The 13,388-nt window shown below is 64.8% G+C and carries 12 protein-coding genes; 2 read left to right on the top strand and 10 right to left on the bottom strand.

Annotated features, from left to right (window positions below; translation table 11 throughout):
- The 9 genes from BN9444_RS11970 to BN9444_RS11930 all read right to left on the bottom strand — a co-directional run bounded on the left by BN9444_RS11970 (position 1) and on the right by BN9444_RS11930 (position 10,773).
- Positions 1-1,284 carry an ATP-binding cassette domain-containing protein gene (locus BN9444_RS11970; protein ID WP_068801996.1) on the bottom strand — a complete coding sequence of 428 codons (1,284 nt, stop codon included), beginning with the start codon at positions 1,282-1,284 and terminating at the stop codon, positions 1-3.
- The gene (locus BN9444_RS11965) at positions 1,281-2,066 is read right to left on the bottom strand and encodes an ABC transporter permease (RefSeq protein WP_066492448.1); all 786 of its coding nucleotides are present in this window, start codon (positions 2,064-2,066) and stop codon (positions 1,281-1,283) included. Before BN9444_RS11965 ends, BN9444_RS11970 begins: the two co-directional genes overlap by 4 nt.
- On the bottom strand, positions 2,063-2,968 hold the full coding sequence (locus tag BN9444_RS11960; RefSeq protein WP_068801995.1) for an ABC transporter permease: 906 nt from the start codon (positions 2,966-2,968) through the stop codon (positions 2,063-2,065). The genes BN9444_RS11965 and BN9444_RS11960 overlap by 4 nt, the downstream gene beginning before the upstream one ends.
- Positions 2,965-4,398, bottom strand: coding sequence for an ABC transporter substrate-binding protein (locus BN9444_RS11955; protein ID WP_066492443.1), 1,434 nt, complete (start codon positions 4,396-4,398; stop codon positions 2,965-2,967). The genes BN9444_RS11960 and BN9444_RS11955 overlap by 4 nt, the downstream gene beginning before the upstream one ends.
- 11 nt (positions 4,399-4,409) lie before the next feature.
- Positions 4,410-5,174 carry a GntR family transcriptional regulator gene (locus BN9444_RS11950; protein ID WP_066492442.1) on the bottom strand — a complete coding sequence of 255 codons (765 nt, stop codon included), beginning with the start codon at positions 5,172-5,174 and terminating at the stop codon, positions 4,410-4,412.
- A 141-nt stretch (positions 5,175-5,315) separates the two neighbouring features.
- Complete coding sequence (locus tag BN9444_RS11945) at positions 5,316-6,305, bottom strand: LLM class flavin-dependent oxidoreductase (protein ID WP_068801994.1); 990 nt, start codon at positions 6,303-6,305, stop codon at positions 5,316-5,318.
- Positions 6,306-6,361: 56 nt separating this feature from the next.
- Positions 6,362-7,732: a branched-chain amino acid transport system II carrier protein gene (gene brnQ / locus BN9444_RS11940; protein WP_066492439.1), complete on the bottom strand. Its 1,371-nt coding sequence runs from the start codon at positions 7,730-7,732 to the stop codon at positions 6,362-6,364.
- 92 nt (positions 7,733-7,824) lie between these two features.
- Positions 7,825-8,901 carry a MalY/PatB family protein gene (locus BN9444_RS11935; protein ID WP_066492437.1) on the bottom strand — a complete coding sequence of 359 codons (1,077 nt, stop codon included), beginning with the start codon at positions 8,899-8,901 and terminating at the stop codon, positions 7,825-7,827.
- 9 nt (positions 8,902-8,910) lie between these two features.
- Complete coding sequence (locus tag BN9444_RS11930) at positions 8,911-10,773, bottom strand: ABC transporter ATP-binding protein (protein WP_068801993.1); 1,863 nt, start codon at positions 10,771-10,773, stop codon at positions 8,911-8,913.
- Between the two features lie 114 nt (positions 10,774-10,887).
- On the opposite strand from BN9444_RS11930, the gene BN9444_RS11925 reads away from it, so the two are divergent.
- Together BN9444_RS11925 and idi are read left to right on the top strand one after the other, a co-directional pair.
- Positions 10,888-11,430 carry a hypothetical protein gene (locus BN9444_RS11925; RefSeq protein ID WP_196131411.1) on the top strand — a complete coding sequence of 181 codons (543 nt, stop codon included), beginning with the start codon at positions 10,888-10,890 and terminating at the stop codon, positions 11,428-11,430.
- Positions 11,427-11,930 (top strand): isopentenyl-diphosphate Delta-isomerase, encoded by a 504-nt coding sequence (gene idi, locus BN9444_RS11920; RefSeq protein WP_066511469.1) that lies wholly within the window; start codon positions 11,427-11,429, stop codon positions 11,928-11,930. Before BN9444_RS11925 ends, idi begins: the two co-directional genes overlap by 4 nt.
- Before the next feature lie 112 nt (positions 11,931-12,042).
- On the opposite strand, the gene BN9444_RS11915 is transcribed toward idi, so the two are convergent.
- Positions 12,043-13,269, bottom strand: a complete 1,227-nt coding sequence (locus tag BN9444_RS11915; protein ID WP_068801992.1) for a carboxylesterase family protein — start codon at positions 13,267-13,269, stop codon at positions 12,043-12,045.
- Between the last annotated feature and the right edge of the window lie 119 nt (positions 13,270-13,388).

The raw sequence follows: 13,388 nt of genomic DNA, 5'->3' as shown, positions 1-13,388 counted from the left end.
TCAGGGTAGCTTAGCCGCCGCGAGCAAACGCTGCGTATACGGGTGCTGGGGGTGCTCCCAGATCTCGTCGACAGGGCCGTGCTCGACAATCCGGCCCTCGTGGACAACGGCGACTGACGAACAGATCTCTTTGACGACGCCCAGATCGTGTGTGACGAAGACGAGCGTGAGCCCGTATTCGTCGACGAGCCGGTCGAGGAGCTCGAGGATCTGCCGGCGCACCGTGACGTCGAGGGCGGAGACCGCCTCGTCCGCGAGCAGGATATCCGGGCGGCCGACGAGGGCGCGCGCGATGGAGATGCGCTGGCGCTGGCCGCCGGAGAACTCGTGCGGGTACTTCTTCGCGTCTGAAGGTTGGAGGCCGACGTCCACGAGAGCCTGCGCCACGTCCGGACCGGCCTCCTTGATCGACCGGCCGACCCGCAGCCGCGGGTTGAGCGAGCCCCGCGGGTCCTGGAAGACCATCTGGATTTTCCCGTGGACCTCGATCGTGCCTGACGCTGGCTTGAGCAGCCCCGTGAGCATCTTCAACAAGGTTGTCTTACCGGAGCCGGAGCCGCCCACAACGGCGAGCCGCTCGCCGCGCGCCACCGTGAGATCGACGTGCTCGAGCCCATAGGGCGCGGCGGCGTGGACCTCGATAATGGGCTCGCCGGTCCTAGCCGGCGATGGGGTAATCGGCTGCGGCACGAGGCTGCGGCCATACTCGGACTCGAGTGACTCAAAGTGGCCCGCCTTGAGCAACAGCCGGCGCGTCGTCATGCGGTCGATGACCCGCAGGTCGTGCGAGATGAAAAGTAGCGCGAAGCCACGTTCATCCGCGAGCCGCTCGATCAAAGCGAGCACGCCTGCCTGAGTCGTCGCGTCGAGCGCCGTCGTGGGCTCGTCACAGATGAGCAGTTCCGGATTCTGCGCGAGCGCCATGGCGATGAGCACGCGCTGGCGCTGTCCGCCGGAGAGCTCATGCGGATACCGCTTCGCCACAGCAGGGTCGAGGTCTACGTCCTTGAGGGACTCCGGCGTCGCGCCGACATAGTGCAGCTGGCGCGAAATCTTCATCAACGGGTCCAACGCGGAGAGCGGCTCCTGAAAGACCATGGCGGCTTTTCCATCGAGCTCCACATCACCGGAATGCGCAACGAGCCCCATGATGGACAGAGCTGTCTGCGACTTGCCCGAACCAGACTCGCCGATGAGGCCCACTCTTTCGCCGCGGCCGACCTCGAAGGTGAGGCCGTGGAGGATCCCCGGAATCGTGAGGTTGCGTACTTCCAGAACGTTCATTGATCCTCCGGATCCAGTAGGTCGCGCAGGCCATCGCCCAGCAGGTTAAAGCCCAAGACTGTGAGCGCGATGGCCAGGCCCGGCCAGAGTGCGAGCAGCGGCTGCGTGCCGAGCATGGTCTGTGCGTCGTGGAGCATGCGGCCCCAGGAGGCGGCCGGGGGAGCGGTGCCCAGGCCCAGGTAGCTCAGGCCAGCCTCGGCGAGGATGGCGAGCGCGCAGTAGACGGAGGCCTGCACGACGATGAGGCTCACGATATTGGGAAGCACGTGGCGCACCGCGATGACCGGCTTGGATACGCCCGAAATCCGCGCGGCCGCGATGAAGTCCTGGTGCATGACCTGCAGCGTGCCTGCCCGGGCGACGCGGATAAACGACGGAATGCCTGCGATGCCGATGGCAATCATCGCCGTGAGCGTCGACGGCCCCCACACCGCGCCCGCGATAATCGCGAGCAGCAGCGCCGGGAACGCGAGGAGCAGGTCCGCGCCCCTCATGATGAGCGGGAAGCCCATGCCCGCCGCGATGCCCAGCGGCACGCCGATGACTGCCGCGATGAGCACCGCGACGATGGCAACAGACAGCGTAATCTGCGCGCCGGACATAAGGCGCGAGAGCTCGTCGCGGCCAAAGCGGTCGGTGCCGAGAAGATGCTCCGCCGACGGCGAGGCCGCAAGCTGGTTCGAGACTTGGAACGGGTCATACGGCGTCCAGATAAACGCGACCACGGTCGTGAGCACCGTGAGCGCGACGAGGATCGCGCCAATCCACCCTGTGCGACTCATGCGCGCGCTCCAATCCGGGGGTCAATGACGCGGTACACTACGTCCGTGAACAGGTTGACCGTGAGCGTAAACGCCACGAGCAGCATGACGAGCGTCTGTACCGTCGTGAGGTCGCGCACCGCGACCGCGTCAAGGAGCATGGACCCCAGCCCTGGGATGACGAAGACGGATTCGATGACTACCGCGCCGATGACCAGCGTGGTGAGCTGCAGCCCCGCGACGGTCAGCACCGGCAGCGCGGCGTTGCGCAGCCCGTGCCGCAGCAATGCCTGGCTTTCCGATGCCCCCAGCGAGCGCGCCGTGCGCATATAGTCCCGGTGGAGCTGCTCCCGCACGGCGCTGCGCACGTAACGGGTGAGCATCGCGCCTTGGACGAGCGCCAGGGAGATGACGGGCAAGACGAGATAGCGCGGCGAGACCGGCACGACCCAGCCGTTGGCGGGCAACCAGCCGAGTTTTACGGCGAAGACGGCAACGAGGAGGATACCGACGAGGAAGCTCGGCACGGCGATGCCCAGCTGCGTGAGCGCCGACACGGCCGTCGAGTCGCGTCGAGCCAGGAAGATGCCGGCGGGGATGGCGCCGAGGAGGGCGAGCGCCATCGCGGCGAGGACGAGGATGAGCGAGACCTGAGCGCGGTCGAGGACGAGCGGCGTGATGTCCTGGCCGGAGCTCAAGGACGTGCCGAAGGCGCCGGTGAACAGTCCGGAAAGCCATTCCCAGTACTGCGTGAGCAGCGGGCGGTCCAGGCCGAGCTCATGTGTTAGCGCGGCGACGGACTCGTCGTCCGCGTTGACGCCGAGGGCGACACGTGCCGGGTTGCCGGGGACAGCGCGCATGAGAGCGAAGATGATGACGGAGGCGGCGAAGAGCGTGCCGAGGTAGCGAGCGAGGATTTTCACTGGGTGATCTCCTTCAAACGAATGCCGTCCGTGACCTGGTTGGCGTCGACGCCCGTGACGCCGTGGGAGAGCACGATATTGGGCATATTCGCGACGGTGAGCGCGCCGGCGTCGTCCATGATCTGGTCGACGGCGTCGTGCATGAGCTCCGGGTCCTTGGCGTCGGCCTCGGCGAAGAGCTCGCGGGTGTGCGCGTTGTCGTAGCCCAGGTAGTAGTCCGGGCTGCCGAAGAGCGTGGTGATATCGCGCGGCTCGACGTGCGCGACGATGGACATCTGGTAGTCCTTGGCACCCATGACTTGGCCGAGCCACAGTGCAGGGAACTCCGCGGACTCAAGCGTGACATCGAAACCGATATCCGTGAGCTGCGAGTAGAGCAGCTCGCCTAGCGTCTGCGCGTAGGGCAGCGTGGGCACCGTGATGGTCAATGGGGTACCCTCCGCGCCAGCGGAGGCCATGAGTTCCTTGGCCTTCTCCGGGTCGTACGGGTAGTAGTTTTTCCCGGTAAACCATGGGTCCGCGGGGGCGACGGGGGCGCCGCCGGTGTCGGTCGCCATGCCGTCGAAGAGGATGCGGTTGGCGAGCTCGCGGTCGACACCGTAGGCGACGGCCCGGCGCACGGTCACGTCGTCGAAGGGCGCGGTCTGGTTGTTCATGGAGACGAGCACCTCGCCGTTCGTGGCACCCACCTGGACCTCGTAGTCCTCCGGCAAGTTGGCGAGGAGCTCCGGATTCTGGACGGCCCACACGATGTCGACGCTGCCGGATTGCAAAGCGTTGACGGACGAGACGATATCCGGGAAGTAGCGGATCTGGACGTCCTCGTGCGCGGACTCGCCCCAATAGTCGCGGTTGACGGCGAGGTCGACGTACTCGCCAGGGGAGAAGGCGCGCACCGTATACGGTCCGGTGCCGATGGTCTCGCCGGACGGATGGAGCATGGCGCCGACGGTCGTGCCGAGCTTCCACAAGAAAGACTCCGAGGGCGCGTCCAGGCTGATCTTTAACGTGTGCTCGTCCACGGCGCGCGCGTGCGCGGCGGCGAGCTGCTTGCCCAGGGCGTTCGTCCACTCATGCGTATGATTAATCGCCCACGCGGCGGTCTCTGCAGAAAAAGCGTCGCCGTTACTGAAGGTGGCTTCGCGCAGGTGGAAGGTGTACTCCGTACCGTCGATATCCCAGGACTCGGCGAGGCCCGGCTGGATGGAGCCGTCGTCCGCGATGGTCACGAGGGTCTCGTAGACGTTGCCCATGAGCGCGGCCGGAATGGCGGCGCCGCCGGTCGTCGTGAAGTCGAGCGAGGTCGCCGCGGCCGTGGTGGCGAGGACCACGGAGGGAGTATCGGTCGCCTCGACGACGGCGGTGTGCCCGGCGGAACAGCCCGCGAGTGTGAACGCGAGCGCCACCGCCCCGAGAGAGGGTAGTTTCATACCCTATTAAGTTACTCGGTGGGTGATTGGAGAGTGAAGCGCAGGGGGGATCCGGCGCCGCGGATGGCGTTCATCTGCATCTGCATACGGTCAGCGGGGAAGACGTAAACGCCGTACTCGATGGGGTCGCCGTTGTGATTGTGGAGGCGATTGGTCACCTCGAAGACCGGGAAGCCCTCCTCAATGCCGAGCGTTTCCGCCTCCTCCGGAGTCGCGGGGCGGGCGCGCAGCTGACGCGAAAGATTGTCGACCTCGACGCCAGCGCGGGCGAGGACGGCATGCAGTGACGGCTCTGATTCATCGAAGTCGAGGATGTGGCGTCCCACCTCGAGTGGGAAGTATTCCTCCTGGATGAGGCGCGTCTGCCCCGCGCGTTGACGAGTGCGGTGGATATAGACGATGGGGTCGCCCTCTTTGACACCAAGGGCCTCGGCCACCTCGCGGGGCGCCGGGCGGCGGGCGAGCCAGTGAATCTTCTGCTCGAGCGTGAATCCAGCTTCCTTGTAGCGCTGCGCCGCGGAGTAGGAGGCCTCGAAAGACTCGGAGCTGAAGTTGCCCAGCACGACGGAACGGCGGCCGCGGCCCGAGGAGATGGTTCCCTCGGAACGCAGCTCGGCCATCGCCTGACGCACGGGGCCGCGCGAGGTCTGGAACTGCTCGCACAATTCCGCCTCGCTGGGAAGGACATCGCCTACACCGAGGCGACCAGAAGAAATTTCACCGCGCAGGAAGCTTGCGATCTTTTGGTACTGCTGCGGTTCGCGCCGACCAGGCATGGTGGTCTCTCCCCTGAATAGAATAGAAATGACCCACGTGGAACAGTGAAAGGTCGCTTAGATATTACATCGTGACGCATCAATGAATGAAGTCAGTTTGCATATTTTTGCGCATATTATTCACCCAGGTGCGGTAGAGCACTACGTGAGGTCCCAGGCCTCCGCGAGGAGCTCCATGTTGTGGAGCACGCTGTCATGCGTCGTGGACTGGAGCGAAATCATGAGTTCGTCGGCGCCCACGGACTGCTGGAACTGCTCGAGGTAGTCGCGCACCTCGTCCTTGGTGCCCACGGCGGAGTACTTGAGCATCTCGAGGATCTGCTGGCCCTGGTAGGACGCCACGATCTGCTCGACCTGCTGGTCAGTGAGGTACTTCCCGCGGCCCGCGAAGGCCTTGACACGGTTGAAGCAGACCTTCTCCCATTCTTCCTGGGCGGCCTCGTCCGAGTCCGCGGCAAGCACGTTGACGGCGGCGATGAGGTACGGCTCCGGGTACTGCTCGGACGGCTCGTAGTTGTCCTTGTAATACTTCGTCGCGGTCTGGAGGTGCTGGGGTGCGAAGTGGGAGGCGAAAGCGTAGGGCAGGCCCAGCTTCGCGGCGAGCGAGGCGCCGTACATGGACGACCCCAGGATGTAGATCGGGATACTGGTGTTCTCGCCAGGGATGGCGCGCACACCCGGGATGATCGACTTACCGGTGAGGTAGCCGTTTAATTCCTTGATGTCCTCAGGGAAGCGCTCGGCGGAGTGCGAGTCGCGGCGCAGTGCGCGGCCCAAGGTCTGCATGTCAGTGCCCGGTGCGCGGCCCAGGCCTAAGTCGATGCGGTTGGGGTGCAGCTCGGCGAGTGTGCCAAACTGCTCGGCGACGACGTAGGGGGAGTGGTTGGGCAGCATAACGCCGCCAGAACCCAGGCGGATGGACTGGGTGTTGGCGGCGATGTGTGCAATCAGCACGGCGGGGCTGGAAGAGATGATGGTGGGCATGTTGTGGTGCTCCGTGTACCACATGCGCTTAAATCCGAACTTCTCTGCGTGCTGGGCAAGCTCCACGGAGCGGGCCATGGCCTGGCCGTAGGTTTCCCCTTCGTAGACGGTGCAGAAGTCGAGGACTGAGAGTGCGGCGCGGGTCATGGATTCTCCTTGAAAGTAAACAGCGTACTTACTAGAAAACCCTATCCGCGTCACGTTTATTCCGGTACCGTCACGGGCTCACCCTGCAACACGGCGGCGTCTTTGGCGCGGCCGCGGCGGGTGGCGAAGTCGAGGAGCAGGCCCACGATGAAGGCGAGGACGGTCGGCACGATCCAGCCCAGCTGAGCGTCCTGGCCCGGTGATAGCGCGAGCATGTCAGGGAAGATGCCCAGCTGGCTCAGTGCGGACCACAGGACGGACATCCACAATGCGAGACGGTAGCCCCAGTAGAAGATGACCTGCTTCTTCACCAGCGGCTGGACCATGGTGAGTGCGATGAGCGTGATCGCCGGCGGGTAGAGGAAGACGATGAACGGCACGGCGATGGAGAGCACCGTCTCCAGGCCCTGGAACGCGAAGAGGATGGACAGTGCGGTGAAGATGATGGCCCACAGGTGGTACGTCGTCTTCGGCACGAGGGCGGAGAAGAACTCCGAGGTCGAGGTGATAAGTCCCACGGCAGTGGTCATGCAGGCGAGCAGGACGATGGCGGAGAAGACGACCTGGCCGGCGGTGCCCATTGTGGAGTTGGCGGCATCGGCAAGCAACTGTGAACCGGACTCATAGGACTGGCCGTTGGGCATGGTCTGCGCGATGTAGCCCAGGCCCAGGTAGATGGCGGCGAGCAGGACGCCCGCGATGGCGGCGGAGACGACCGTCGCCTTGATGACCGGGGCACCGGCTTTGAAACCCTTGCCGCGCAGCGCGGAGACGATGACGATGGAGAACGCGAGGCCCGCGATGGCGTCCATCGTGTTGTAGCCCTCGAACAGGCCGGTGGCGAAGGCGCCGGAGGCATAGTCCTCAGTGGGCGTGCCAGGGTTGCGCGGATTGGCGAAGGCGGCCAGCGCGATCAGCACGACGAGCAGCGTCACCAGCGCCGGGGTGAGGAAGCGGCCCAGAGTGTCCATGATGGAGTTGGCCTTCCATGACAGCGCGAGTGCGATGAGGAAGAAGATGGCGTTGAAGATGCCGTTGGCGGCGGTGCCTTCCCAGCCCGTCATGGGAGTAATCGCCAGTTCCATGGACACAGCGCCGGTACGCGGCAGGGCATAGAACGCGCCGATGGCCAGGTACGCCATGGCGGAGAAGACGATGCCGAAGAGCCAGCCGCCGTGGTTGGCGATATCGCGCACGGAGCGACCGGTGATCGCGACGGCGACGACGGCGAGGACTGGCAGGAGCACGCCCGCGGTGAGGAAGCCCAGGATGGCGGGCCAGAAGTTGGTGCCGGAGCTAACCCCCACCATGGGCGGGAAGATGAGGTTGCCCGCACCGAAGAACATGGAAAAGAGCATGAGGGAGGCGACCACGACGGTCATCGCGCTCGGTGTTTGGGGAGATCCTGAGGAGACAGGTGAAGCCATGGAATTGGGGATCCTTTCGCGGCTTGAATACTTATCGACTACTCAACAGAGTAGCGATCCTCAGTATGGAAACACAATCCCATCATGTGAGACTACAGTGCGGTCGTGATCCTTTCGACCGCCTCACGGAGGATCTCCGGGGAGGTCGCAAAGTTGAGGCGGGCGTGCCCCGGGGCCGCGAAGGTCACGCCTTCGTTGACAGCGACCTTTGCGTGCGCGCGCAGCCATGCCGCAGGCTTCTCGCCGAGCTGGGGGAGCGTGAGCCACATGAGGTACGTCGCCGCGGGGCGCGTGGACTCGATACCGGCCTTGGCGAAGGCGTCAGCGGCGAAGTCGCGGTTCTGCTTAAGGATGGCGAGCTGCTCGTCCAGGTACGGGTCGCCGTCACGGTAGGCGGCCTCGGCAGCGAGCACACCGAGTGTGCCCGTGCCGTCCTTGGCCACGCCGGTGAGAGAACGCCACGTCTTCACGTCGTCTGCGTTGGCGAAGATCATCTGCGCGCACTTGAGACCCGCCACGTTAAACGCCTTGGAGGTCGCCGTCACGGTGATGACGCGGTCCGAGAGCGAGGCGAGCGGGATGTGCGTGCCTTCGTAGACAATGCCCGCGTGGATTTCGTCCGCGAGGATGCGGGCGCCGTATTTATCGGCGATGTTCACCAGTCGTGTGAGCCAGTCTTTTTCAAACGCGATGCCGAGCGGGTTGAATGGCGTGGACAGCACGATGGAGCCGGCGCCCTTCGCGAACGCAGCCTCGATCTCATCCAAGTCCAGCGAGGTCTCGATCTTCTCGCGGCCGGCGGTCTCCGGCAGCTCGAGCAGCGGCGGGTAGCTGGGCACCGGCACGACGACGGGGGAGCCGGGCGTGGTGAAGTACTGGACGCCGAGCAGCATGCCGCGCACGACGTCGCCGATGGTGAAGATGTAGTCCGGGTTCGGCTCCCACCCGAAGCGACGGTTGTAGAAGCCGGCGAGTTCCTCCGGCAACGTCGACGTGCCCGGCGTGTAGCCGAAGGACTCGTTCTTTACCGCGCGCTCGATCGCCTCCATGACCGGAGGGGCGGTGGGGAAATCGGACTCCGCGATCCACAGGGGCAGGACGTCGTCTCCGTAGACGGTCCACTTGCGGGTGCCGCGGGCTTTCAGTTCTTCAAGGCTGGGAAACTGCATGCACCCAGACTACTCATCGTCCTCAGATCCTGGCTCAATAAATCCATAGCGCTTGAGCCGCTCGCGGTCCTCCTTCGCCGAGGACTGCGTGAGCGCGAGCAGCTCAGCATAAATGCCTCCCGATGCCGCCAGCTCCGCAGGCGTACCAATCTCCGCGACCCGCCCGTGGTCCAGCGTGATGATGGTATCGACGTCCGCGATGGTGGACAAGCGGTGGGCGATAATGAGCGTCGTGCGGTCCTTCATGAGCTCGTCGAGGCCCGCCTGCACGACGCGCTCGGACTTCGTGTCGAGCGCCGAGGTCGCCTCGTCGAGGACCAGGATGGGCGCGTCCTTGAGCATCGCGCGGGCCACGGAGACGCGCTGCTTCTGGCCGCCGGAGAGTTTGAGGCCGCGCTCGCCGATGATCGTGTCGTAGCCTTCCGGGAACGCCATGATGAAGTCGTGGGCGTTGGCACGCTTGGCCACCTCGAGGATTTCTTCCTCGGTCGCGCCCGGCTTGCCGTAGGCGATGTTTTCGCGGATCGTGCCGGAGAAGAGGAACGGTTCCTGGAAGACGACGCCCACGGAGGCGCGGATTTCCGCCGCGGTGAGGTCACGGACGTCGTGGCCCAGGATGTGCATGCTGCCGGAGTTGGGGCGATAGAGGCCCAGTAGCAGGTTGACGAGCGTCGACTTGCCGCCGCCGGACTCGCCCACGAGCGCCACCTTGTGGCCCTCCGGCGCGGTGAACGTGATGTCCGTGACGACGGGCTTGCCTTCTTCGTATTCGAAGCCGACGTGCTGGAAGTCGAAGACGGGCGCGCCGGGGGTGACGTCCAGCGGTTCTGCCGTATCCAGGTCCAAGGTCGGTTCGTCCGAAGCCTCGATCGCCTTGACGAGCGACGCATTCGCCGTGGGCTCGAGGTCCTCATCCATAACCTTGTAGTAGTCTGCCGAGCCCGCGATGGCGCGCTGGCCTGAGTCCACGATCCACGAGAGCATGGTCACCGGCTGCTTGGCCATGGTCACCAGCTGCATGAGCATGACCATGTCACCCAGCGTGAAGTCGCCGCTGAGCGTGCGCCAGAAGATGACGCAGTGAATGCCGAAGAACGCCGCCGCCATCGCGAGCTGGCGCGCGGTATCCATGGAGTGCCACCAATTCGACTGCGGCTTCGTCGTATCCACGATCCCACGGTAGTGGCGTGCAAAGGAAGCGAGCTCGCGCGTTTCCGCCACGAAGGACTTGGTCACCTTCACCTGGCCGATGACCTCGGAGAAACGTCCGTTGGCCACGTCGATGTGCTCGTTTTTAACCTTCTCGAACTTCTGCCAGCGCGTGGAGGTGAGCGCCGTGAGCCAGAAATACAGCGGGAACAAGATGAGCAGCAGGATGGTGAGCGGCCAGTAGTAGAACGCCGTGATGACGAGCACCGCGACGATCTGCAGGATCATCGAGAAGAAGTTATTGCTAAACGACTGCAGGAACTGCGTGATGTTCATGATCGAGCGGTCGAGCCGTGCGATGATCGTGCCTGTCACCTGGTTGTCGTAATAACCCTGCGGCAGTGCGAGCAACTTTGCGAAGTAGCGCGTGGAGAGCACCTGACGCAGCCGCGCGACCATGACATCGCCGAAGTAGCCGCCGATATTGGCGACGATGCCTCTAGCGGCATCGGCAGCAAACAAAGCAACCGCAAGCCAGAGCACGGTGCGCAGCGCGCCCGTGGACGAGCCGCTCACGGCGTCGACAATCGTGTTGGTCGCCTCGCGGATAATGAACGGGGAAATAAGCGTCAGCACCGCGCCGGCCACGGCGGTGAGGAAAATTGCAAGATAATACGGCCACAGCGCAGCGGCGCCGCGCACGATACGAACGAGAGGTTTCATCAACCGGCTACTATGCCACCGCACGCGCGCGGTTGCACCTTGCCGTTACCTAAGATGGCCGGTGCGTCGGTTAAGGTAGAAGCACACTCATCGATATTCCGGAAGGTTCCTCCATTGCGTAAGCTCACCGTGGCATTTCTTGTGTCCGCCGCGTGCCTCCTCGCCTCGTGCAGCATCCTCGAACCAGGCGAGACCGGACTCAACCCAGGCGACGACATTTCCGTGACCACCTCGGAGACCCCCGCCTACCAGCCGCAGGACGTGAAGAACAAAGAGGTCAACTCGGACCTCGGCGCCCCCGTCCACGATGACGGCATGAACGTCGATTGGCAGCTCCAGGGCGTCTACTCCGACTCCGTCCAGGGGAGCGTGCTCACCGTGCTGCTCAAGAACCTCAACGACCAGCCCCTGCCTGTCGACGCCGTGACCGAGCCAGTCCTCGAGGTCGCCGACGGCAACGGCGGCTGGACCCGTGTCGAGCTCCTCCCGTATGACCCAGAGGCCAACGCGGACGTCCTCGCGCCGGGCCTCGACATGCCGCTGGGCGCGCATTCCGCGACGAACCTTCAGTACCGCTTCGACGCCGCCCCCGGCACCCTGTGGAACGCCCGCCTCACGATGGGCAACGTGACGTGGACTGGAAACCTCAACCTATGACGGAACTCGTAGTCCTCTGCGACGACGCAGGAAACCCCACCGGCACCGCCCCCAAGGCAACCGTCCACACTAGCGACACCCCCTTGCACCTCGCGTTTTCCTGCTGGGTCTTCCGCGGCGACGACGTGCTCCTCACCCGCCGCGCGCTCACGAAGAAGACGTGGCCCGGCGTGTGGACCAACACCTTCTGCGGCCACCCCGGCCCCGGCGAGGCCACCGTCGACGCTGTCCACCGCCGCGCCGCCTTCGAGCTCGGCGCCCAGCTTTCCGATGTCGCCCTTGCCCTACCCGATTTCCGCTACCGCGCCGTTGATTCCTCAGGCGTCGTAGAAAACGAGATTTGTCCCGTCTACACCGCTTGGCTCGCGGGCACCATCGACCCGAACCCGGAGGAAATCGACTCCTACGCGTGGGTTCCCCTCGATGACGTGCGCCGCGCTGTCGCCGCGACCCCCTTCGCGTTCAGTCCGTGGATGGTGGAGGAGCTCGCGCTCCTCTAATTCCCCTACGACCTCAAAGGCCATATCCCGTTGGCCATATTCCCTGGTCGCTCATTTTCGTCTCGTTTAGGCGACCTGCGGTTATGGCCACCGTGACATGGCCTTCTTGGTTTTAGTCCTCCTGGAACGCCTGTCCCACGTAGTCGAGCGCACCGTACGTGGTGGTCGCCTCGCCGGTGTCGAGGTTGAAGCGCCACACGGCGTGCTCGGGGTGGTACGGCTCGAAGCCCGGCTCGCCGGTGCGTGCGAGGCGCTGGAGCCAGCCGGTGAGTGGGGACTCGGTGACGCCGAAGAGCGGGCGCAGCTCTTGGCAGTGCAAGGCGTTGCCGTCACGAACGAATTCGACCATCCACGTGTTCACGTTGTGGCCCACGAGTTCGACCCAGCGGCGGATGCAGCCGTCGCCGATGAGCCGACCCACAATGCCCTTCGTGCCCGCGAGGTCTGCCCACGTGCTGAAGCGCTCGCGCCGCATGCCGAACTTGGGCGCAATATACCAGCCAATCGCCTTGGGAAACGGCGCGCGGTCGAAACGCTCGCCGAGGTTGGCGAACTCTTCGCGCGTGGAACCGAGCACGATGGGAATATCCGCGAGCTGCGTCGGGTCGAGCGGGTAGGGGCCGAGCGCCATGTCGAAGCCAAACTTCTTGCGAAACTTCGCGTAGCCGGCCGCGAGTTGTTCGTCGGTGAGTTTGTCCAGGCCCGCGCGCGTAATGGGCACCTTGAGAAACTGCCGCAGGGTGGCCTTGCGTGCCTCGAAGGGCTCGCGTGGGTAGCACGGCGAGAGCGCGACGAGACGACGGAACGCGCCGCGGTAGTGGTCCCGGCGCGCGAGCCACAGGCCGATGGTCGCGCCCGCGGATTGACCGACGAGCGTGACATTCGTGGGGTCACCGCCGAAGGCCTCGATATTGCGCTGGATCCACTCGAGGCCCAGCTGCGCGTCGTCGATGGCGCGGTAGCGGAAGTACTCGTCCTCGGGGAATTTCGCGAGTCCCGCCAGGCCCACGCGGTAGCCGAGCTGCACCTCGACGATGCCAGCCCGTGCATTCGCGCTGCCCTCGGCCCGCGGATCTTCGTGGGTGCCCGACTCGAAGCGTCCGCCGTGGATATAGACGATGACGGGGGCGTCGCAGGCGTCCTCCGGTGTGGTGATGGTGAGCGCCACTGCGTCCGGCTGCGGCTCGCGCGCGTCGACGATGCCCTGGTCACCCAGCTTTTCCGCGTCCGCGAAGCGACTCGGGATATGCGAGTAGGGGATGGAGTGGAAGTAGCGGACTCCGCCTTCCGCGGTGCCGCGGAACGTGCCGCTGGGGGCCTCAATGCTCAACTCGTGCATGCCTTAAAGACTACAATTGCTCCCCATGGAATGGTTGCGCGAGGTCCTGGACGCCTTCTCCCAGTGGATGGTGGAGGCGCCCATCGCGGTGCAGATGCTCATCCTCACGGTGACGGTGG

Source organism: Corynebacterium phoceense (assembly GCF_900092335.1).
Classification (GTDB): Bacteria; Actinomycetota; Actinomycetes; order Mycobacteriales; family Mycobacteriaceae; genus Corynebacterium; species Corynebacterium phoceense.
Note: the sequence above shows the minus strand (reverse complement) of the source record. Positions and strands in the feature narration are given on the sequence as shown.

Coding starts and splice junctions, on each gene's coding strand:
- BN9444_RS11970 (WP_068801996.1), bottom strand. CDS start 1,284: ATGAACGTTCTGGAAGTACGCAACCTCACGATTCCGGGGATCCTCCAC.
- BN9444_RS11965 (WP_066492448.1), bottom strand. CDS start 2,066: ATGAGTCGCACAGGGTGGATTGGCGCGATCCTCGTCGCGCTCACGGTG.
- BN9444_RS11955 (WP_066492443.1), bottom strand. CDS start 4,398: ATGAAACTACCCTCTCTCGGGGCGGTGGCGCTCGCGTTCACACTCGCG.
- BN9444_RS11950 (WP_066492442.1), bottom strand. CDS start 5,174: ATGCCTGGTCGGCGCGAACCGCAGCAGTACCAAAAGATCGCAAGCTTC.
- BN9444_RS11945 (WP_068801994.1), bottom strand. CDS start 6,305: ATGACCCGCGCCGCACTCTCAGTCCTCGACTTCTGCACCGTCTACGAA.
- brnQ (WP_066492439.1), bottom strand. CDS start 7,732: ATGGCTTCACCTGTCTCCTCAGGATCTCCCCAAACACCGAGCGCGATG.
- BN9444_RS11935 (WP_066492437.1), bottom strand. CDS start 8,901: ATGCAGTTTCCCAGCCTTGAAGAACTGAAAGCCCGCGGCACCCGCAAG.
- BN9444_RS11930 (WP_068801993.1), bottom strand. CDS start 10,773: ATGAAACCTCTCGTTCGTATCGTGCGCGGCGCCGCTGCGCTGTGGCCG.
- idi (WP_066511469.1), top strand. CDS start 11,427: ATGACGGAACTCGTAGTCCTCTGCGACGACGCAGGAAACCCCACCGGC.
- BN9444_RS11915 (WP_068801992.1), bottom strand. CDS start 13,269: ATGCACGAGTTGAGCATTGAGGCCCCCAGCGGCACGTTCCGCGGCACC.